This window comes from Devosia sp. LjRoot16, from assembly GCF_964252795.1.
In the GTDB taxonomy this organism is placed as follows: domain Bacteria; phylum Pseudomonadota; class Alphaproteobacteria; order Rhizobiales; family Devosiaceae; genus Devosia_A.
Genome location: NZ_CAXUPH020000004.1, coordinates 1 through 23,251, shown reverse-complemented (window position 1 = coordinate 23,251; position 23,251 = coordinate 1). Strand labels below are relative to the sequence as shown.

Here is a 23,251-nt window from a genome sequence, read left to right as displayed (position 1 = left end):
AGAGCGCTTTCAGGAAAAGTTGCAGGCTTTTCCGGTTCGAAAGCGCGACCAAATCAATGACCTAGATACTTTCGCCTTTTCACTTGAAACGGTGAGAAGATCTAGAGAATGAAGTCGCCCGCCGTCAGCACATGCTGGCCGCGCAGTTCGAGGCCGAAATCGGCCTCCCCATCGCCATCCATGTCACCCTCGATGATGGTCACCACTTCACCATTGGTGAAGGTGAAGTAGTCGTAGCGGAGCTGGCCCCACTTGCCGGTGAACTCGCCGTCGCCGATGAACGTGAAGGCCTGGTTGCCGTTGCGCCAGACGTTCGAGTCGACGCCGGCAAGGTTGATCACGTCGCCCGCTTCGAAGTCGACGATCACGTCGCGACCCACGGTCGGTTCGCTCTGGTAGTTGGCGAAATCGAACCGATCCGTTCCGGCGCCGCCAATCAGCACATCGCGCCCAAAGCCACCGATCAGGATGTCGTTGCCGCCGCCGCCCTCGAGCCGGTCATTGCCGTTCCCGCCGGAGAGCACGTTGTCGCCAAAGCCGCCAACCAGTCGGTTGTTAAGGTCGTTGCCGCTCACGTGCCAATCGCCCGCATCGGCAAGCACCAGGTTTTCGATCTCGGGATTACCGGCGAGGTCCCAGTGCGTCGTGGCGCGGATTGTGTCGATGCCGCCGGTATCGATGATGCTGTCGGTGCGGTCGGCGAACACGAAGTATTCGTCGTTGCCAAGTCCGCCTTCGAGGGTGTCTGAGCCCGCGACGCTGCGCAGCGAGTCATTGCCAACATCGCCGATCAGGTGGTCGTCGCCGCCATGGCTGATCAGCACGTCGTTGCCGAGCCCGCCACGCACCGTCTGGTCGCCGGCGGCGTCGATCCGGGTCACCGCTTCGGTGGGCTTCAGCCCGTACACCACCGCGGTGGTCCCGGAGAGATAGAGGCCGCCCGGGCTGGCGTTGCTGTTGCCGAAGGCGAGGTCGGCGAAGCCGTCGCCGTTGAAGTCGCCGAGCCCGGCAACGTTTTCGACGCCGGAATAGGGGTCGGAGCTGTCGATTTCGAAGCCGCTGCTACCGTCGAGATCGTCGACGTCGAAGCCCGGCGTGTGGAAGTTCGCGCGGCCGAACACGACGTGCGCGCGGCTGTAGCCGGTCTGCACCAGCACATCGTCGAAGCCGTCGCCGTTCACATCCCCGGCGCCGGCCACCTCGGTCCCCAGCCGTGACAGGGTCGGTCCGCGGATGACAAAGCCATCGCTGCCGTCGAGCGCCTCGAGGTCGAGCGAAGCGTCGAACCCGTCCGCCTTGCCGAACACCACATAGGCCTCGCCGCCCTCGATATGGCCGTGCGGTCTGGCATTGGGATTGCCGATGATGAAGTCGTCGATGCCGTCGCCGTTCACATCGCCCGCCGCCGCGACCGTGCGGGTGACATCGGGGTCGAGCCGGAAGCCGTTGCTGCCGTCGAGCAGGTCGACGGTAAGGTCGGCGGGAAAGCCATCTGCCCCGCCGAAGATCACCGCCTCGCCAATGGCGACGTCGCCATACCCGTCCCCATTGATATCGCCGATACCGGATGGAGGCTCGTACCCGCGCTCCAACTGCCTGAAGATCGATGTGGTGACGTCGGTGACGATCGCATCCGGCGCAAAGCCGTCCGCCTTGCCAAGCAGTAGCCGGGCCTCGTAATCGGTGGTGATCAGCACATCGTCGAAGCCGTCGCCATTGGTGTCGCCGGCCGAGGCGATGGTGTAGCTGGCGGTCGATCGCGGCGGTCCGTTGAGCGTAAAACCGTTCTCGCCGTCGAGCTGCTCGAGCCAGAAATACGGCTCGAACCCATCCGCTTTGCCGAAGACGACGTTCACGTCCTCGTAGCCGTACTGGTCAGTGTCGTTGGTGGTGCCGACCATCAGGTCGTCATAGCCGTCGCCGTTGATGTCGCCGGCGCCTTGGACGTGCCAGGGCTTGTCCACCGTATCGATGGCAAAGCCGTTGCTGCCATCGAGTTCGGTGATGTTGAAATCGGCCGGAAATGGTTCGGCCGAACCGAAGACCACGTAGTTGTAGACCGCGCCGCCCATCCGGTCGCGGCCGCTGACGATGATATCGTCGAAACCGTCGCCGTTGACGTCGCCGGCGTCCTCAACGCTGGTCCCCAGCCTGTCGTCGGTGGTGGCGCCGGTGATGTTGAAGCCGTCGCTGCCATCGAGCGCGTCCGGATCGATGCTAGGTGGATAATAGGCCATGCTGAAAATCCTCCCGAATATCGTTCAAGGCTCCGCCTCGGCCCGCGATCCGGGAACGCAGCGACCTGCATGGGGGACATGTCAGCCGCGCATGGATCGGCCTGCTTTCGGCGCTTCCATCGCCACATCAGAGCTGGCGGATGCCTATTTTTGCGGCATCCGCTCACCGCGCAGCGTGGGCGCCTGTCAGGCGGGCACAGATGAGCGTCCGCCCGCTCCGGCTCGAACCTAGAGGATGAAGTCGCCGGCGCTGAGCCCGATGCTGCCACGCAGCTCGATCTCGAAATCGGCGAGACCGTCGCCGTCGGTATCGCCGGCAATCACCGTCACCGTTTCGGTGCCGGCATTGATCAGTTCCTCGTAGGTCACGAGCTCGCCGGCCGAGCCGGTGAAGCTGGAGGCGCCGAGAAAGCGGAAGCCCTGGTTGCCGGAGTGTCCGGCGTCGGCGTCGATCGTGCCCAGATGGATGAGGTCATCACCGGCCGTGAAATCCATGATCTGGTCGCGGCGGTCGATACCCGGACCCGAGCCGATGCCGGTTTCGGCCACGTCGTGGAAGTCGAAGCGATCGTCGCCGCTGCCGCCCTGCAGGTCGTCGGCGCCGAGCCCGCCGGTGAGGATGTCGTCGCCACCACCGGCAACGAGATAGTCCTGGCCCTCGCGTCCATCGAGGATGTTGCTGCCACCCCGATCGAAGATTTCGTTGTTCAGCGCGTTGCCCAGGGCGCGCCGGCCGGAAGCTTCGGTAGCCATCACCAGGTTCTCGATCTCCGGGTAGTCTCTGAGGTCGAGGCTGGTGGTGGCGCGGATGGTGTCCCAGCCGCTGACGTCGATGATGGTGTCCGAGCGGTCGGCGTTGAGCTCGTAGGTATCGTCGCCTTCACCGCCCTCGAGCAGGTCGGCGCCAGGGCCGCCGAGGAGACCATCATTGCCGTTGAGCCCGATGAGGTGATCGTCACCACCGAGGCCCAAGATCCTGTCGTCGTCGTCCTCCGCGCCGATAATCGTATCCGGCCCGGACGTGCCGATAATGATTGCCATGATGTTCTCCCTCTCACACCCCAGCTTGCGACGGCCTTGTTCGGCGCAGCACAACCGCGATCGGCATGACGGCTACGCTCAGGCCGCATGGCGACAGCAGATTCTGCTGCAAATGGTCCCGGCGGCTGCCTAATTCCTGGGCGTGACGGTTCTCGGCGCTCGGCGCTGCCTGGCCACTTGGCAGCGGCCTCGCCAGTCGCACGCGACGTCGCCCCGTGCTAAATGTGCGCCCATGAACGCCATCATCACGCCTCGCACCGCCCGTTCGGTCTGCCCACATGATTGCCCGTCGACCTGCGCGCTCGACGTCGAACTGATCGACGAGCGGACCATCGGCCGGGTGCGCGGCGCCAAGGACGATCTGTACACGGCCGGCGTCATCTGCGAGAAGGTGGCGCGCTACGCCGAGCGGATTCATCACCCGAACCGTTTGACGCATCCCCTTCGCCGCGTTGGCAAAAAGGGCTCCGGCGAGTTCCAGCAGATCAGCTGGGATGAAGCGATGGATGAGATCGTCGCGCGCTGGCTGGAGATCGAGCGCACTGACGGCCCCGAGGCGATCTGGCCCTACTTCTACGCCGGCACCATGGGCCACGTGCAGCGCGACGGCATCGAGCGGCTGCGCCACGCCCGCGGCTACTCGCTGCAATATGACACCATCTGCACCGGCACCGCCTGGCCCGGCTTCATCGCCGGCACCGGCGCGCTGGCCGGGCCGAACCCCGAGTCGATGGCCGACAGCGATTGCGTGGTCATCTGGGGCACCAACGCCGTCGCCACCCAGGTCAACGTGATGACCCACGCCATTCGCGCCCGCAAGGAGCGCGGGGCCAAGATCGTCGCCATCGACATCTACCGCAACGGCACCATGGAGCAGGCCGATATGGCGCTGGTGCTGCGGCCTGGCACCGATGGAGCGCTGGCCGTGGCGGTGATGCACATCCTGTTGCGCGAAGGCCTCGCCGACCGTGCCTACATGGCCAGCTACACCGACTTCTCGACCGAGTTCGAGGCGCACCTTTCGACCCGCACCCCCGAGTGGGCCGCGGCCATCACTGGCCTTGCCGTCACCGAGATCGAGGCATTCGCGCGTCTCGTCGGCACCACGCCAAAAACCTACTTCCGCCTCGGCTACGGCTTCACCCGCCAGCGCAACGGCTCGACCTCGATGCATGCGGCGCTGTCGGTCGCGGCGATGACCGGCTCCTGGCAGCACCATGGCGGCGGCGCCTTCCACTCCAACTCCGGCTCGTGGAAGCTCGACAAGTCGATGATCACCGGCGCCGAGATGGGGCCGGGCGGGCGCGAGCTCGACATGTCCGAGATCGGCAAGGTGCTCACCGGCGACAGCACGGCGCTGAAGGGCGGCGGCCCGGTCAAGGCGCTGTTCATCCAGAACACCAACCCGGTCAATGTCAGCCCGGAGCAGGGGCTGACCCGCGCCGGCTTTGCGCGCGAAGACCTGTTCACGGTCGTCCACGAGCAGTTCATGACCGATACGGCCAAGCTCGCCGATATCGTGCTGCCCGCCACCATGTTCCTCGAGCACAACGACTATTACCGCCGCGGCGGCCATACGCGGCTGCTCTACGGCCCCAAGCTGGTCGACGCTCCCGGCGAGTGCCGCTCCAATTTCGAGGTGGTCAACGAACTGCTGCGCCGCCTCGGCACCGACCACGCCTCGATGCACCTTACCGATCGTGAGATGGTGGCCGAGACCTTCCGCCGCTCCGGCTTCGGCGAGCTCGACGAGATCGAAAAGACCGGCTTCATCGACGGCGCCTGGCCCGACGAGAAAGCCCGTTTCGCCGATGGTTTCGCCTGGCCCGACAAGCGCTATCGCTTCGAGCCGGACTGGGACGCCGTGGCGCGGCTTAAGGGCTACACCTGGGTCTGCGATCCCTCGGAGATGCCGCGCTTCGCCGACCATTGGGATGTCACCGAGCGGGTCGACGCCGAAACCCCGTTCCGCCTTGCCACCAGCCCGTCGCGCAGCTTCCTCAACTCGACCTTTGCCGAAACCGCCGGCAGCCAGAAGCGCCAGCCCGAGCCGACCGTGTTCGTTCATCCCAACGATGCTGCCGAGCTCGGCATCGCCGATGGCGACCCGGTGACGCTCGGCAACCGCCGCGGCGAGGTAGCGCTGAAGGCGGTGTTCTTTGCCGGCATGCAGCGCGGCGTGCTGATCGCCGAGGGCATCCACCCCAACTCGGCGCATCGCAACGGCCAGGGCATCAACACGCTGATCGGCTCGGACCCGGTCCGCCCCTTCGGCGGCGCGGCCTTCCACGATACGTCGGTGTGGGTGCGTAAGGACTGAAGCAGCCACCGGCCTCTCAACATCTCCCCCTTCGCCGGGGGAGAAAGCGAAAACTCGGGCTTAGCGCAGCTAAGTCCTTAGTTTTCGCAGAGAGGGGGGTGCGGAGCCACCAGATCGTGGCTCAGCGGAGCGGCATGGCTACGCCCCGTAAGCCTGCCAGAAGAACCAGCCGGTCAGCCCGATCCCGTAGACGATGACCAGGCCGCGGATCAGCTTGGTGGGGATGCGTTTGGCCACCCGCGCCGCGACATAGCCGCCGATGGTCACGCCGACTAGCGCGATCGAGCCGTGATACCAGTCGATGGCGCCGGATAGCGCGAAGCGGATCACGCAAACCAGCGCCACCAGGGTCGAAATCCAGAGTTTCAGCCCGTTCATGGCGTGGATGTCGGTGAACCCGGCCAGCGCCAGGAAGGCCAGCAGCAGCACCCCGAGCCCGGCGTTGAAGAAGCCGCCATAAACGCAGATGCCGGCGAGCAGTACGAATAGCAGCACCACGCCGGCATGCCGGCTGCGGCCGTTGCCGCCGCCTAGCTGGCGCACATAGCTGTTGATCCGCCCGCCAAAGGCGAACAGCAGCACTGCGAACAGCAGCAGCCACGGCACCACCAGCACGAAGGTTTCGTTGGAAACCCGCAGCAGCAGTTCGGCCCCGACATAGCCGAAGACCAGCGAGACGATGGTGTAGCCGATCAGCTTGTCTCGATGCGCGACGATCTCGCGCCAGAAGCCGAACGCGCCGCTCGCATAGCCGGGAAAGCTCGCATAGGTGTTCGACGCATTGGCGATCACCGGCGGCACGCCGGCGAACAGCAATGCCGGAAACAGGATAAACGAGCCGCCGCCCGCCAGCGTATTGATGGTGCCGGCAATGAGCCCCGCGACGAACAGCATGGGTTCGGGAAAGCGGGCCATGTCGGCAATAAGGCTGGTGAAGAAAAGCAGGATCTCGGACATGTGACTTCCCTAGCCCCTTGCACGCCGGCACTCCAACGAGAAACCGTGATCTTCGCCATCAGCGGCACGAATGGCGGCAAGTTGACAAAGCCCGCCCGATCCACCACATGTTGCGCCGTGCTGCTGGCGCCTGCCGCTCGCCGGGGAAACCCGATGGTCAAGTCCAGCCGCGGATCATCCGTGACGCATCACATGATCGCTCCCTTCGAGGCGGTTCATGGCAAGGCGAGCCCCATGAAGAAATCCGCCTCTGTTGAAGAGGACCGATATGACTTTCTCTCTCGATACCCCTAGTGCCGCCACGCTCAAGGCTGAGGCTAAGGCGCTGCGCGCCGAACGCGCCCTCGCGGGCAATCCGCTGGGGCAGGGCGCCGCGCTCGAAGAAATCGCCCACCGCCACGGCTACCGCGATTGGAACACCGCATCAGCGGCAATGCCGGAACGCGCGGTCAGCCCGGTGCAGGTTGGCCAGCGCGTCAAGGGCACCTACCTCAGCCAGCCGTTCATCGGTATGGTCATCGGGGTACAACTGCTCGCCGACATGAACCACTACGAGGTGACCGTGAAGTTCGATCGCCCCGTAAACGTGTCGAAATCCGAGCTGATGGGCCCGATCTACCGCCAGCGGGTGCGCGCCACGGTCGATCTGCGCGGCATCTCGGCGGCGCGCACCAGCGACGGTGAACCGCATATGCGCATCCAGCGCGCCTAACAGAATGGATTTTCAACGGCGGGGCTCGCTCCGCCGTTGTCATTCCCGTGTGCGGGTTGTCTTCCATCGTCAGGTGCCGATATATGGAGCCCTCGTCCTCCGGTGGCGTTCCGTCACCACTTCAGCAGCAGACCGGGACTCCCCCAATGACCACCCAGACCTTGCCGATCGATCTCTATTACGCCGCCACGCCGAATGGCCGGAAGATCACCATCATCCTCGAAGAGCTGGCGCTGCCCTACGCCCTCTACCCGATCAATATCGGCCGCGGCGACCAGTTCAAGCCCGATTTCCTCGCCATCTCGCCCAACAACAAGATCCCGGCGATCGTCGACCCCGAGGGGCCGGAGGGCAAGCCCGTCTCCATCTTCGAGTCCGGCGCGATCCTGAAGTACCTCGCCGAGAAGTTCGGCAAGTTCTACGGCACCAGCTGGTCCGAGCGGATCAAGATCGACGAGTGGCTGTTCTGGCAGGTCGGCGGCTTCGGCCCGATGCTGGGGCAGAACAACCACTTCTCGCGCTACGCCCCCGAGAAGATCCCCTACGCCATCAAGCGCTATCAGGATGAGAGCCACCGGCTCTACCGGGTGCTCGACACCCAGCTGAAGAAGCAGGCCGAACTCGGCAAGGACTATGTCGCGGGCGACTATTCGATCGCCGATATCGCCATCTTCGATTGGTCGCGCGGCTCGGACAATCACGGCATCGACATCACCGAGTTCCCCAGCTTTGCCGCCTGGCGCCAGCGCGTCACCGACCGGCCGGCCGTGCAGCGCGCCCTCGGCATCACGCTCGAACAAAGCCAGCAGATCAGCGCCGCCACGGACAAGGAAGCGCAGAAAATCCTGTTCAACCAGCGCTGAGTTCGGTGATCCTCCCCTGCTTGGCGGGGGGAGCCGCAAACACCGTGGCTCCGCACACCCCCTCCGAGCTTCGACAGCTAGCTCGCTGCGGTCCCAAGCTTCGCTTGCCTCCCCCGTCGAGGGGGAGGTGGGCATCGAGTGCTTGGCTGGACCTTGCCATAACCACCGGCCGGCACCCTCCCCTTGACGGGCTTCGAGCCGGCCGTAGGCAAAATCGCTCCAGTGGAGCGATTTTAGGGGAGAAGGCCATGAGAGCTGCGCTCGAATGGCCGGGATGGGGTGGGGTGTGCCACACGCGCTATGCTTGCAGGCCCACCTATGCTGTGAGCCAACGCCAGCAATTGGTTTAGCCCCTCAGCGAGAGCAGGGAACTCCCTAAAGCACCCTACTCAGTCACAACTTCCGCCGGCACCCGCGACCAGTCCTGCTCCTGGCAGAGCACATAGAGCACGCAGCCCTTGAGCCGGATCAGGTCTGCCGACAGCACCTCCACCGACCCCGAGTAGATGTTCCCATCCTCGGGGTTGTAGATCTCACCTTCATAGAACATCGGGTTGCCGGTCTGCCGTAGCGCCAGGATCTGCAGCCCCTGGATCGGCCGCCCCTGCAGGGCCGGATTCTTGTTGTTGGCGTCGGTGAAGGATGCCGGATCAATCGATTCCAGCTGATCGCCGTACTTCTCTTTGATCGCCTCGGGGATCACGGTCTTGGTGATGTGACCGCAATAGCCGACTGGACAGGCGACAATCGTCAGCTCGGTCCGTGCCGTCGTCAGCCATACCCCCTCGATCAGCGCCGGCATTGCCTGCTGCGCTGCCACGGGGCCCGCGCCCAGCGCCATCGAAACCGTCACGATGCTCGTCAGCTTGTGTAACCAGGCCATGGGTTCATCCTCCGCAAAGATCGCCCATCCGGTCCGCTCGAATCGAGGAGAACTCCCCGATTGCGGCAACTGCGGTCATCGTTGCGCAGCCTCTGGTCAAATCAATGGCAAAGTTCAGCAAGTATCGTGACACCACGGCCAGCGCGGCACTTCTGCATCACTTGCCCGGCGCCGGTCATTTATTGCGTTGTCGCCACCCCCGAAAAACCCCTTGCCCGCCCGGACGATTGCCCCTATCAGACCCTCCGACGGAGAGGTGGCCGAGTGGTCGAAGGCACGCCCCTGCTAAGGGCGCAGACCTCTAAAGGGTCTCGTGGGTTCGAATCCCATCCTCTCCGCCACCCTACGCCCTGACGGGCTCCAGGTGGCAGGCCACCTGGAGCCCGTCAGGGCGTAGGGTGATCTCCCGAAGCTGCAGAGCAGCGCAGGGAGACAGTGCCTCCCGTGCGGCCCCCAATTCCTCAGCAGACAATCTGAAGCGGCGCTTCAGCTCACGTCGAGTGCGCGGGTTCTTTCAACACGACCCGCTGCCCGTCGCGCCGAGCTCCTGCGTCCGTGGTCGGAGCACGCGCGAGTTTCGGCTACCGCAACTCCGTTTCATGCAAGGCCATGGCCTGAAGCGCTTCACGAGCGTGACTCGGTTGGATTGGTCCGTGCGAACAGGCGGGCCGGTCGCATCGAATGCGGTCCGATCTCATCGATCTCGGCACATCAGAGCGTCGCAGACGTGATCGTCTGACGCTGCCGAACCACGCTCGCGTGACGTAGGTACGACAATCTCGATCGCCACCGTTGCTTAGAACATTGATCATTCGGAACAAAAGCCTTCATCAACAGAAGCTCTCTCTCGAGCAGATGGCCGCCATCAAACAAATCCGCCTGCGTTGATAAAGATTTCTACGTATTCCCCCTTGTTAAGAACTTGGCCTTGTGATCCTGTGAGGTCATAGGGGCCAATTTCACAGTAGAGAGCAAATCCCGATGGATGCGCAGGTCAACCCGGTCGACGAGGCCGGGGAACGGTCGCGCTTGCCTGAAAGTCAGGGGGTGGTCATCGTCAAGATGACGTCGCCGCGCGAGGCGGTGCTATTGTTGCCGCTGGTGCGCGCCTGGCACGCTGAGAGCCAGTATCGGCACCTGCCATTCTCCGAACGCAAGTTTCTCGCCCAGGTCATCAAAGCGCTGCAGCGGCGTGATGATGGCGCGACGTTCTACGCGCTCCACCGCGGTGAGGCGATTGGTCTGATCGATGTTGCGGCTGGCGAGGCGTGGCTTAGCGAGGGTGGGCGGTACGCGACTTGCCTGGCTTGGTTCGTGCGGCCTGACATTCGAGCCAGTTTGCTCGGTGGGCGCCTTTCCGGGCGATTGCTGTACCAGGCACGGGCGTGGGCGATTGAAACGGGGGCCGCGTCACTGTTTTTGAACGGCACTCACGGGATGAGGAGTTCCCTGTCCAGATTGGGCAAGATCATGGGGCACAATGTCGAGATTGGCCTCGCTGAAGCGGGGGTAGGCGGAGACGATCGGGGAAGAGCACGGTGATTTCGTCACGAAGTTTAGCGTTTCGTGTTGTATTGTGGATACTATTGTGCGCGACATCTGCCGAAAAAGCTGCGGCAGAGACGTCTTGTCCGCCAATTAATCAAAAAGAATTTGACGCGTATGTAGAGAGTGTTGACCTAAGTGTAGACAACATAGAATTAGTCACCGGGGCGAAATTTGATGGCACGTGGTTTTACTGCAGCGAAAGTACACCGACCGACGGGGAATTGTCATTATCGGCTACCCGAAAGGACGAACTTGTCACAGTCGAGGTGGTGCTCGCGACTGGGGAGGCGCGGGGTCTACCTCAAGGCAAGTGGACCGTGGGCGAACAAGCAGATTTTCCTGGCATGAAGATCTATCTCACGCCGCTCTATCGCGACCATCGCATGTTTGTCGCGAAGATATCTCATTGGCTCTTTGAGAAATAATCATGGCTAAGATCACATTCGACGACTCCGTCCCGGCCTCCGAGCGGCCCGGTATTACTACGCAGTTCAACAACCTGACGGCGAACTATGGCGGCATCGCCGCGATCGCGAAGGGTTCCGAGTATAACGGAGTCGGAGGGTACTTCACCAAGGTTAACGCAATAACCGTGACGTTCGACGCGTCCGACGTCGGACAGAGTAACACAAATGACTATCTAAGTGGACAGCTTGCTGGGTACGCCTCTGGAAGTACCGTGTATATCGCGCCAGACTCTTATTATAGTAACTATGGAGCGAAGACCGGGGTTAGATATAAGGATGTTGCGTCGGAATTTATTCATGAGATAACGCACATTCTATTTCCAAAGATTTCGTCGGGGCAATCATCGCCGCATACGGTAGAATTCTATAAAGCGGCGGCTCTTGTTCAGTTCTTCAGTGGCACCGGCGGTGCCATGCACGCTACCGATTTGGTAAAGTATAAGCAGGCAATTGAGAAAGCTATCCACAGCGGGAAATGGAGCGGTTCAGGTGCCGCGGGTAGTCCTGATCTCATTGATGTGCCTGCGCTCTTCGTAAATGCTCAACACGCTAGCATCGTGCTGGGCGGCAACATCTCGCCGTCCCAGCAGTACGAATTGGTCAACGAAGGTGCGTTCCTGAAGTACCAGGTCAATGGCAGCGGCCCGCTTGTTAAGCTCGCCTCGGGCTCCGTGGCGGCGGTCGGGACGAAGTTTGCTACCGGTGACGGCTACGAGCATATCGTCAACCCGAATGGCTCGGTTACCAACCTCAAGACCGGCTACACGTCCGCGCCCGGCAGCACTTACAAGGAGGAGTACAAGCAGCAGTCCGATGGTTCATTCAAGGATAGTAAGGGAACTTACTATCCCCCAACGAACTACAAGTCTGAAGCAACGGGGCAACCGCTCTATAAGCAGACAGTATCCACTTATAACCACGATACCGGAAAGTTCGAGCAGAAGACCGTCTACAAAACGACGCCGCCCTCAGGAAGCGGCTCCGGTAGCGGAAGTGGCAGTGGTAGCGGAAGCGGAAGCGGTGGTGGCACCACCAGCACCTCCACCAAGTCCTCGCCGATCCTCATCGACCTCGACGGCGACGGCATCGAGATCGACCAGCTGACCGCGTCGAACTTCTTCTACGACGTGGCGGGTGACGGCCTGCAGCATCGCACCGCCTGGGCCGGCGCGGGCGATGGCGTGCTGGTGCGTGATTCCGGCAATGACGGGGTGATCAACCTCCGCAACGAAATCGATTTCACCCAGTGGGATCCGACGGCGGAGGGGGATATGCAGGCCCTTCTCAACGTCTTCGACACCAACAAGAACGGCAAGCTCGACGCGGGCGACGCCGAGTGGGCGCTGTTCAAGGTGCTTGTCACCAACCCCGACGGCACCACCACGCTCAAGACGCTGGCCGAACTCGGCATTACCTCGATCAACCTGGTGAGCAATAACCAGGAGATCAATCTCGCCGACGGCTCCAAGATCTCGGGTACGGCGAGCTACACCAAGGCCGACGGCTCGACCGGTATCGTAGCCGACGCCACCCTCTCTTACGATCCCAACGGCTATGTCGTGGGCAACACCGTTACCCATAACGGGGACGGTTCGACCACTGTGGTCAATCGCGCGTTGCGCCCTGACGGCAGCCTTGCGCACCAGACCACTACCGTCACTAGTGCCGACGGCAAGTCGCGAACCGTAACGTTCGACACCGATGGCGACGGAGTTCCCGAGCGGAAGCAGACCGACGTGACCGTGGTGAATGGCGATGGTTCGATCACCCGGACCGTGCAGGACTACGAAAGCACGTCCACGATCCTGCTTCGCAAGGAGGTGACCGTCACCAGCGCCGACGGCAAAACCGTAACCGTAAGCCGCGACGTCGATGGCTCCGGCAACTACGATCAAGTGGAGTCCCGCATCACGGCAGGTGATGGTAGCCTGTCGCTGACCATCACCAACCTCCACCCCAACGGCACCACCAGAGACGAAAAGACTGTCGTCACCAGCGCTGATGGGCTGGCCAAGACGACGCAGCTCGAACTGACCGGCAGTGCCGTGGTCAATGCCACACGCACCGAAACCACTTCCGTCGCCGGCAACGGCACGCGCACAGAGACGGTCACCAACTATGCCGGCAATGGCACCAGCAGTGCGCATATGGTGGCTCGCCAGGTGACGGTGACCAGCGCCGATGGCAGCAACAAGAGCGTCGCCGCCGACCTCGATGGCAACGGTACCACCGACCTCACCGACACCAGCACTATTGTCCGCAACGGCGACGACAGCACGACGATGACGGAGCGCCGGACGAACGGCGACGGCTCGGTACGCCAAAGTACGGTCACCGATCTCAGTGCCGACGGGCTAAGCGAGACAGTCCGCGTCGACGTCAATGGCGACGGGACCTACGAGCTGACGACAGCCGATCTGACCCTGATCGGCGTAGACGGTTCGACGACGAAAACCGTCACCAGCAGGGCTGCCAACGGCACGGTGCTCGAACGCGCTGTCGCTACCTGGAGCGCCGATGGCAAGACCCGCAGCACCAGTATCGACACGGACGGAGACGGGGCGTTCGACCGCGTCGAGACGGTTGCCGTCGTTTCCGGCAACTCTGTCAACACGGCCTCGATCTATGCGCCGAACGGCTCAACGCTGTTGTCCAAGGCGGTGACCACCACCAGCTCGGACGGTCTCACCAGGACCACGCAGCTCGACGCCAATGGCGACGGCACCTATGACGCGACGAGCACTGCGACCACCGTGGTCAATGGTGACGGGTCGTCGACCATCACCAGCATCACCAAGAACGGCGCCGGCACGATCCAGATCAGCAAAACAATCGTGTCGACCAGCGCCGACGGCCTGTCGACGACGAGCCAGAGCTACCTCAACTCACAGACCTCGCCCTACAAGACCGTCACCGACGTGACGGTGAAGAACCCCAACAGTTCGCTGACCCAGACTGTGACGGTGCTGGAAGGCACCAGCCAGGTGCAGACCGGCAAGGTGATCACCACGGTCAGCGCCGATCGATTGACCACGACCGTCAGCAATTATGTGGGGACCAATGCCTCGCCGCAGGACGTGGTCACGACGGTGACCAATGCCGACGGCTCGAAGGTACAGATCAGCTCGAGCTACAGCCCGAATGGCGCGACGCTGCTCAGCCGGACCACCGCCACGATCAGCTCGGACGGGCTAACACAGACCAAAGTGGTGGATGCGAACGGTAACGGCGTTACCGATGCCACCGAGGTGACGGCAAAGGCGCTGAACACCGATGGCACCACGACCGTTACCACCACCGCTTACCAGGGCTCGGGTACCGCCGGCGCCAATAAGATCGGCCAGACGGTGGTCACCACCAGCGGCAACGGCTTGGTCGTCAGCAAGCAGGTCGACGCCAATGGCGACGGGACCTTCGATGCCAAGGCCACCGAGAGCACGGTACTCAATGCCGATGGCTCCAGGACGCTGACTGTTACCAACTATAACGGCGCCGGGACGATCCAGACCGGCAAGTCGGTCACGACCGTGAGCGACGACGGCCTGAGCAAAACCGTCTCGACCTATCTCGGTTCTCACACCAGCGCGGACGTCGTCACCACCAGCACGACCACGCTCAACCCGGATGGCTCGAAGACCGATACCGCTTCCACCTACAGCGCCAGCAACGCCCTCGTCGGGCGAACGATAGCGACCACGAGCGGCAATGGCCTCTCGGCGACCGTCGCCAGCGACCTCGATGGCAACGGTGTCAACGACCTGGTGGTCACTTCATCGACCAACGCCAATGGCTCAGTTACCACCGTTTCGTCGACCTACAGCGCCACGGGCATCTTGACCTCGCGTTCGACCCAAACCGTCTCGGGCGACGGCCTCAGCAAGAGTGTTTCGACCGATCTCGACGGCAACGGCACGATGGACCAGTCGCAGACGGTCGTCACGGTGCTCAACGCCGATGGCTCGAAGACCCAGACCATCTCGAATTTCCTCGCGAGCGGGGCGCTGAAGGACAAGACGGTCATCACCACCAGTGCCGACGGGTTGTCGACGACAACCCAGTGGGACAAGACCGGTGGCGGCAGCTTCACCGGCAGCCAGACCGACGTCATCACCATCAACGCCGACGGGTCGGCGACCCGGGTCGTCTCAGTGCTCAATGCCAATGGTTCGCTGCACGATCGCACCACCATCGTCACCAGCGCAGACAAGCTGACGGTTACGACCACCGAAGACGTCGACGGCAACAGCACCGTCGACCATACCTTCGTCCAGGTGCGCAACGCCGACGGCACGCTCTCGATTTCGAACATGGACGGCGCGGTGCAATCGGCATCGGGTCGCCTCTACGGCAACGCCAAAGGCGAGTACCAGACGCAGAGCGCCGACGGCCTGTCGACGACCATTCGTTACGACGCGAACGGTAACGGCCTGGCGGAAAGCCAGGTCACCGACACCGTCACGCTGAACACCGACGGCTCCAAGGTCGAGACCATCTCCTACTCGAACCTCAGCGGCGGCACCGCCTCGTCTGCCAACCCGACCTACACCGAGACGCTGAAAGAGAAGGCGGTCGTCACCACCAGCGCCAATGGTCTGTCGACCACGAGCCAATATGATCTGACGGGATCGGGCAGCTATGGCGAGAGCAAGACCGACGTTACCGTGCTCAACGCTGACGGCTCGACGACACAGACCACCAGCACTTTTGCTGGCGCTACGCTGAAGAGCCGTTATGCGCTCACCGAGAGCGCGGATGGGCTGTCGACGACAGCACAATGGGATCGGGCCGGCACCGGCACCTACACCGAGACCTCGACGAAGGTTGTCGTCAACAACGCCAGCGGTTCAACCACCGAGACCGTAACCAGCACCGGTGCAGGCGGCGCGCTCATTTCCAAGATCGTGACCACAACCAGCGCCGATGGCCGGACGACCACCATCCAGAAGGACATGGACGGCAACGGCGCCTATGAGGAAAGCCAGACGGTCACAAAGGCGACGGCTGCCGACGGCTCGACCACGGTAGTGACGAGCACCTACAACGGCTCGGGCGGCCTCATCAATCGTTCGACGGTCCAGACGAGTGCCGACGGGCGAACCGTCACCTCCACGCGAGACGCCGACGGCAATGGAACCGTCGATCAAACGGACTTGAACACGACGCTTGTCGACGGCAGTTCGAGCAAAGTTGTGACCGACTGGGCGGCGAACGGTAGCAAGACAGGGCTGCTGACCTCGACCACCAGTGCCGACGGCCTGCTCGTCACGTCCAGCCGTGACCTCGATGGCGACGGCATCATCGACCGCACCTACACCCGCAAGCAGGTGAACAATGCCGACGGCTCCACCAGCAGCACGCTCGAGACCTTCAAGGTCAGCGAGAAGGCGGCGAACGGTACTGTCACGGTCATCTCGCCAACCCTGACGCAGAAGACGATCACCACCGTCAGCGCCGATGGCCGCACGACCACCGTCACCAGCGACGTCGACGGCAGTAACGGCGTGGATGAGACCATCACCACCAACACCAGGATCAACGGTTCCGCCGTTACCACCACCACTGACGATGCCGATGCACGAAAGCTCGGTGCTGGGCCGGGCGACGTGGCCTGGGTGTCCGCTCTCAATGGGGCCGGCACGGCAGCTTCCACCACGACCACTATCAGCGCCGATGGCAACACCCGCACGGTCGAGGCCGACTACGACGGCAATGGCAGCAAGGAGCACACCGAGACCTGGGTCACCCGGATCGATGGCTCTCAGGTTGGCACCATCACCGACAAGAACGCCAAGAACAAGGTGGTTGCCTCGGCCACCGAGACGATCAGCGCCGATGGCCTGACGGTGCGGCTGGCCAAGGACAAGGATAACAACGGCAGTATCGACGTCGTCGAAACCTCGGTCATCCGCGTCGACGGCAGCAAGGTGAAGACCATCACCGAATACAGCGGTTCCACGGTCACCAAGCAGACGGTCGTGACCGTCAGCGCCAACGGCGAGCGTGCGGACTTCGCGGTTACCGGTGGGAGTTCCCAGGACACCCTCTATGGCGGGGATGGCAATGACAGCCTCAACGGCGGCGGCAGCAACGATCAACTGGTCGGCGGCAAGGGCGACGACACCTATTACGTCGATAACGCCAACGACCAGGTCTACGAGTCGGCCAATGAGGGCACCGACACGGTCTATTCCTCGACCAACTTCCAACTCTCCGAAAACATCGAGAATCTGTTCCTCACCGGCTCCGGACACATTTCGGGAACCGGCAACTCGTCCAACAACTGGATCGTCGGCAACACCGGCAACAATCAGCTGAGCGGCGGCGGCGGTGATGACACGCTCGTCGGCGGCGCCGGCAGTGACGTGCTTTCCGGCGACAATGGAACTGACACCGCCAACTACAGCAATTCTGCGTCTGCGGTGACCGTTTCGATGGAAAAGGCGGGTAAGAAATCCGGCGTCCAGACTTCGGTCAACGAGAACGGCTCGGCCGATACCCTCGCCAGCATTGAGAAGCTCATCGGCTCTGCCTTTGATGACAGGCTGCTGGGTAGCCACGTCTCCGGCGGTGCGGGCAATGACATTATCGACGGCATGAGCGGCAACGACACGCTGTTCGGCGATAGTGGCGATGATCTGATCGACGGCAAGGCTGGCTCCGACACGATGGCGGGCGGCACCGGCAACGATCGCTTCCTGGTCGATGCGGCGGGCGATGTGGTGACCGAGCTCGCGGACGGTGGCAACGACACCGTCATCACCGCGCTCGGTTATGCGCTCGGCGCGAACGTCGAGAACCTGACGCTCACCGGCACGGCTGCCGTCAACGGGACCGGCAACGCCCTCAACAACGTCCTCGTCGGCAACTCGGCGAACAACATCCTGACCGGTGGAGGGGGCAACGATATCTTCAACGGTCTCGAGGGCACCGACACGCTGATCGGCGGCCTGGGGGATGATCTCTACATCCTCGAGACGGGCTCGCCGGACACCATCACCGAGGCGGCCGCAGAAGGCACGGACACTGTCCAGGCCGGGATGACCTACACTCTGGGCAGTAACCTCGAGAACCTGATCCTCTCGGGCACTGCCGCGATCAATGGCACCGGCAATACGCTCGACAATGCCCTGCTCGGCAATGCCGCCGCCAACGTGCTCACCGGCGGTTCCGGCAACGACGTGCTCGATGGTGGCGCCGGCGCCGACACGCTGATCGGCGGCATCGGCAATGATGCCTATGTCATCGACAATGCGGGCGACGTCATCCAGGAGAATAGCGCAGAGGGCACCGATACGGTGTACACCGCCCTCGACGCCTACACCTTGGGGAGCCATTTCGAGCAACTGGTGCTGCAGGGCAGCGCCGCGCTGAGCGCTACCGGCAACTCGCTCGATAACTACATGCTCGGCAATGCCGCCGCGAATGCGCTCACCTCCGGTGCCGGCAACGACACCCTCGATGGCGGCGCAGGTGCCGATACCCTCACCGGCGGCACCGGGGACGACGTGTATTACGTCGATACCGGCTCCGATCTGGTGGTCGAACTCTCCAGCGAAGGCACCGACCTGGTGGTGTCGTCGGCCGCCGGATACCTGCTCGCCGCCAATGTCGAAAACCTGACGCTGACCGGCACCGCCGGTAACGGCACCGGCAACAGCCTCAACAACACCATCACCGGCAATGCCGGCGCCAACGTCCTCGACGGCGGCGCCGGAGCCGACAGCCTGATCGGCGGGGCCGGCAACGACACCTATGTCGTCGACAACGCTGGCGACACCGTCACCGAGACGGCGAGCAACGGCACCGACACGGTGCTCTCCGCCGTCAGCTTTGTTCTAGGAGCAAACGTCGAGCACCTGACCCTCACCGGGGCGGGCTCGGTCAACGCCACCGGCAACACGCTGAACAACACGCTTATCGGCAATGCCGGGGCCAACACCCTCGATGGTGGCGCCGGCGCCGATGCCATGACCGGCGGCGCCGGCGACGACATCTACGTCGTCGATCAGGCCGATGACGTGGTGGTCGAGCTTGGCAGCCAGGGCAGCGATACGGTGCGCTCGGCGATCAGCTATTCGCTCGGGCAGAACGTCGAACACCTGGTCTTGACCGGCAGTTCGGCGATCAGTGGCCTCGGCAATTCGCTGGCCAACAGCATGACGGGCAACTCCGCCGCCAACACCCTCGATGGCGGGGTAGGGGCGGACTCCCTGATAGGCGGCGCCGGCGACGATACCTATGTTGTCGACAACGCCGGTGACGTGGTGACGGAAGCGGCGAGTGAAGGCACCGATACGGTGCAGGCGCGCGTCTCCTACACCCTTGCGGCCAATGTCGAGAACCTGGTTCTCGTCGGTAATGCGGCGAGCAGCGGGACGGGCAACTCGGCCGCCAATGTGCTCACCGGCAACTCCGCCGCCAACAGCCTCAACGGGGCCGGCGGCAACGATACGCTCAATGGCGCGGGCGGTAATGACACGCTCACCGGCGGCACGGGCAATGACAGCTATGTCTATGCCCGTGGCGGCGGCAATGACGTGGTGATCGAAGGGGCCGGCGAAGGCACCAGCGACGAGCTCGTGCTCTCCGGGATTTCCAGCGGCGCCATCAGCTTCGCTCGCAACGGCTTCGACATCCTCGTCACCATCGCTCCGTCGGCGGTGGGTGCCGGCGATGGCGGTACCATCGTGCTGAAGGATCAGCTCCGCACCGGCGAATATGGCGTCGAGACCGTCACCAACGGCGCGGGAGCCAGCTGGACCAAGGCCCAGTTGGTCGGCATGTTCGAGGCACCCAGCATCACCTCGAGCGGCGGCGGCGCCACCGCGTCGATCGAGCTGCCGGAAAACAATACCGGCGTCGTGACCGTTACCGCCACCGATAGCGGCACCGTCACCTATTCGATCGTCGGCGGCGCCGATGCGGCCAAGTTCACCATCAACAGCACCACCGGCGCGCTGAGCTTCTTCTCGGCCCCGGATTTCGACGTGCCGGGCGATACCAACGCCGACAATATCTATATCGTTATCGTCCAGGCCTCCGACGGCACGCTCACCGACACGCAGACCATCTCGGTCAAGGTGGGCGACGCCAACGACGCGCCGATCATTGCCTCGGGCGGCGGTGGCGCCACGGCCAGCATCAGCGTCAGCGAGGGGGCGACTGCCGTCTCGACGGTTGTCGCGACCGACAGTGATGTCGGTGCAGTGGTGACCTACTCGATCACCGGCGGTGCCGACGCCGCCAAGTTCGTGATCGATCCGCATACCGGCGTGCTGAGCTTCGTCTCGGCCCCGAACTACGAAGCGCCCGGCGATGCCGGGGCGAACAACGTTTATGACGTGGTGGTCACCGCCGCGGACGGCTGGCTGACCGACAGCCAGGCGATCGCGGTGTCGGTCGGCAATGCCAACGAAGCGCCGACCATCTCGTCGGGCAGTGGCGCCGACGAGGCGGCCGTTTCGCTGACGGAAGGCACGTCGGCAGTCACCACGGTGACGGCCACCGACGTCGATGCCGGCACGACACTGACCTTCGATATCGCCGGCGGTGCCGATGCCAGCAAGTTCACCATCAACGCCACCACCGGCGCCCTGAGCTTTGTTGCAGCTCCCGATTACGACCAACCGGCCGATGCCGACGGCAACAATGTCTACGACGTGATTATCAGGGTTTCCGACGGCACGCTGAGCGACACGCAGATCATCTCGGTGACGGTGGGCAACCAGAACGAAGCGCCCACCATCCTGTCCAATGGCGGTGGCGCGACCGCTTCGATCGCCATCGACGAGCTGAGCTCCGCCGTCACCACGGTGGCGGCGGGCGATCCGGACGCCGGGACCAGCATCGTCTATTCGATCGTTGGTGGCGCCGATGCGACGAAGTTCAGCATCGACCCGACGACCGGGCAGCTCAGCTTCAAGAGTGCGCCCGACTTCGACCATCCGACCGATGTCGGGGCCAACAACGTCTACAACGTCACGGTGCAGGCCTCCGATGGCTCGCTGACCGATACGCAGGCTATCGCCGTCACCATCAACAATCTCGATCGGACGATTGTCGGCACTGCCGGCGTGGACGAGCTGGTCAGCGGAAGGGGCGACGACCTGCTGGAGGGCGGGCTTGAGAACGACACTTACCGTTACACCCGAGGCGATGGTGACGACGTCATCGATGAAGGGCAGGGCGGTGGCAGGGGGGATGTCCTCCGCGTCGCGGGTGTCAACGGCTTCACCCAGACCTACCTGGTCGCCGTCGGCGCCGACTTGCACATCCAGATCGCCGAAAGCGTTACCGGCGCCGGCGATGGCAGCACCATCGTGGTCAAGAACCAGTTCAGGACCGACGGCGAGTGGGGTGTCGAAACCATCATCGATGGTGACGGCAACATCTGGACCAAGGAGGCCCTGGTCACCTTCATGTTCGGGGCAGGTGGCCCCGGCCAGACCGGCACCTCCGGCAACAATACCCTCACCGGATCGGTGCTGAGCGAGACCTTCTATGGCCTCGGCGGTAACGATCAGATCAGCGCCGGCGAGGGTGACGACATCCTGATCGGCGGCGCTGGCGCCGACGTCCTCAATGGCGGGCTTGGCTGGGATATCGCCTCGTATGTCACGGCGGCCGCCGGCGTGAATCTCGATATGCGCAACGCCAGCTCGACCTGGTCGGGCGACGCCACCAGTGACACCCTGACCTCGATCGAGCAGATCATCGGCACTGCCTTTGCCGACAACATCGTCGTCAACGTGGACGGGATGTCAGTGCTCGGCGGCGCCGGCAACGACTATCTCGAGACGGTCGGCGACGGCAGCTACCTCGACGGCGAGGACGGCGACGACCAGCTCGCGGGTGACCGCGGCGTCGACATCCTCATCGGCGGCAACGGTGCCGATCTGATCTACGGCTATGGCGGCGGAGACCGCATCTTCGGCGGCGATGGCATCGACACCATCCTCAGCGGTGACGGCAGTGATGTCATCTTCGCCGGGGCCGGCGATGATGCGGTCGCCGGCGAGGCCGACGATGATGCCATCTTCGGCGAGGAGGGTGACGACTCGCTGCAGGGCGGCGACGGCGACGATGCCATCCAGGGCGATGACGGCAATGACTGGATCGATGGCGAACTGGGGGCCGACTGGGTCAGCGGTGGCCTGGGGGATGACAACCTCAACGGCGGCGACGGCGACGACTACCTCGTCGGCGGTGCCGGTGCCGACCAGCTGAACGGCGGCGACGGCTTCGATATCGCCGGCTACGAAAATGCCGAAGCCGGCATCAGCCTCAACACCAACCTCGCGGCATCCACCTATACCGGCGATGCTTTGGGCGACACCTTCTCCGGCATCGAGTTCTTCTGGGGCAGCGCCTATGCCGACAACATCACTGTCGGTTTCAACGGCATCGAAATCTGGGGCGGCTCCGGCGATGACACCATCACCGTCACCGGGGTGGGCAGCAAGCTGCGCGGTGACGACGGTGCCGACCTGATTACCGGCGGCAGCGGCATTGACGAGATCCTCGGTGGCGAGGGGAACGACACCATTAATGGCGCTGGCGGCGATGACGCCCTCTCCGGCGACGAAGGCGATGACATCCTCAATGGCGGTGCCGGAGTGGACTGGCTGCACGGGAGTGACGGCAACGACACGCTCAATGGTGGCGACGACAACGACTACCTGATGGGTGGCGCCGGAGCCGACGCACTCAATGGTGGAGCGGGTACGGACTTCGTCAGCTACTTCTGGGCCGAAGCCGGCGTGAGCTTCGACACGGCAGCGGCGGCGTCGACCTATACCGGCGATGCCCTGGGCGACACCTTCGCCGATCTCGAGATCTTCATCGGCAGCGATTTCGGCGATGCGATCACCGTGCACTTCAACGACACCACTATCCATGCCGAGGCTGGTGACGACGTGGTCACCGTCACCGGGGTGGGGAGTTTGGTACATGGTGACGGCGGTGACGATATCATTACCGGCGGCACCGGCATCGACACCATCTTCGGCGACGCCGGCGACGACACCATCCACGCCGGCGACGGCGCGGATTCCCTCCAAGGCGATGCCGGCAACGACGAGATCCATGCGGGCGCCGGCGACGACTGGGCCGGCGGCGATGACGGCGACGACATCCTCTACGGCGATGATGGCGTCGACTACCTCTCGGGCGGCCTCGGCGCCGACTCGCTCTATGGCGGGGCCGGCAACGACCGGTTCACCTA

At 63.5% G+C, this 23,251-nt stretch carries 10 protein-coding genes and 1 tRNA gene; 7 read left to right on the top strand and 4 right to left on the bottom strand.

The genetic code is table 11. The features are described from left to right. Positions 1 to 101 precede the first annotated feature (101 nt). Both ACSQ23_RS18010 and ACSQ23_RS18005 read right to left on the bottom strand, forming a co-directional pair. Complete coding sequence (locus tag ACSQ23_RS18010) at positions 102 to 2,237, bottom strand: hypothetical protein (protein WP_436091424.1); 2,136 nt, start codon at positions 2,235 to 2,237, stop codon at positions 102 to 104. A gap of 228 nt (positions 2,238 to 2,465) precedes the next feature. Further along, a complete protein-coding gene (locus tag ACSQ23_RS18005) occupies positions 2,466 to 3,278 on the bottom strand; it encodes a calcium-binding protein (protein ID WP_436091423.1) in 813 nt (270 codons plus the stop codon). Positions 3,279 to 3,510: 232 nt separating this feature from the next. Between ACSQ23_RS18005 and ACSQ23_RS18000 the strand changes: the two genes are divergently transcribed. Next, positions 3,511 to 5,598 carry a molybdopterin-containing oxidoreductase family protein gene (locus tag ACSQ23_RS18000; protein WP_436091422.1) on the top strand — a complete coding sequence of 696 codons (2,088 nt, stop codon included), beginning with the start codon at positions 3,511 to 3,513 and terminating at the stop codon, positions 5,596 to 5,598. A gap of 138 nt (positions 5,599 to 5,736) precedes the next feature. Here ACSQ23_RS18000 and ACSQ23_RS17995 read toward each other — a convergent pair whose 3' ends face one another. After that, positions 5,737 to 6,555 (bottom strand): sulfite exporter TauE/SafE family protein, encoded by an 819-nt coding sequence (locus ACSQ23_RS17995; RefSeq protein ID WP_244488438.1) that lies wholly within the window; start codon positions 6,553 to 6,555, stop codon positions 5,737 to 5,739. A 45-nt stretch (positions 6,556 to 6,600) separates the two neighbouring features. Here ACSQ23_RS17995 and ACSQ23_RS17990 point away from each other — a divergent pair, with 45 nt between their 5' ends. The 3 genes from ACSQ23_RS17990 (at position 6,601) to ACSQ23_RS17980 (ending at position 8,130) form a co-directional block, all read left to right on the top strand. Continuing rightward, entirely contained in the window at positions 6,601 to 6,849 is a 249-nt protein-coding gene (locus tag ACSQ23_RS17990) for a hypothetical protein (protein ID WP_156384574.1), read from the top strand. Beyond that, complete coding sequence (locus ACSQ23_RS17985; RefSeq protein WP_055879224.1) at positions 6,824 to 7,267, top strand: glyoxalase superfamily protein; 444 nt, start codon at positions 6,824 to 6,826, stop codon at positions 7,265 to 7,267. Before ACSQ23_RS17990 ends, ACSQ23_RS17985 begins: the two co-directional genes overlap by 26 nt. Positions 7,268 to 7,413: 146 nt before the next feature. Beyond that, positions 7,414 to 8,130 carry a glutathione S-transferase N-terminal domain-containing protein gene (locus tag ACSQ23_RS17980; protein WP_436091421.1) on the top strand — a complete coding sequence of 239 codons (717 nt, stop codon included), beginning with the start codon at positions 7,414 to 7,416 and terminating at the stop codon, positions 8,128 to 8,130. 385 nt (positions 8,131 to 8,515) lie between these two features. Here ACSQ23_RS17980 and ACSQ23_RS17975 read toward each other — a convergent pair whose 3' ends face one another. Further along, a complete protein-coding gene (locus ACSQ23_RS17975) occupies positions 8,516 to 9,013 on the bottom strand; it encodes a DUF2147 domain-containing protein (protein WP_436091420.1) in 498 nt (165 codons plus the stop codon). Positions 9,014 to 9,263: 250 nt separating this feature from the next. Here ACSQ23_RS17975 and ACSQ23_RS17970 point away from each other — a divergent pair. From ACSQ23_RS17970 to ACSQ23_RS17960, 3 genes are all read left to right on the top strand, one after another. Further along, positions 9,264 to 9,354, top strand: a tRNA-Ser gene (locus ACSQ23_RS17970). Between the two features lie 640 nt (positions 9,355 to 9,994). Continuing rightward, positions 9,995 to 10,555 carry a hypothetical protein gene (locus ACSQ23_RS17965; RefSeq protein WP_436091419.1) on the top strand — a complete coding sequence of 187 codons (561 nt, stop codon included), beginning with the start codon at positions 9,995 to 9,997 and terminating at the stop codon, positions 10,553 to 10,555. A gap of 1,069 nt (positions 10,556 to 11,624) precedes the next feature. Next, positions 11,625 to 23,251, top strand: an 11,627-nt coding sequence (locus ACSQ23_RS17960) for a beta strand repeat-containing protein (protein ID WP_436091418.1), incomplete at its 3' end; no start/stop codon positions are given.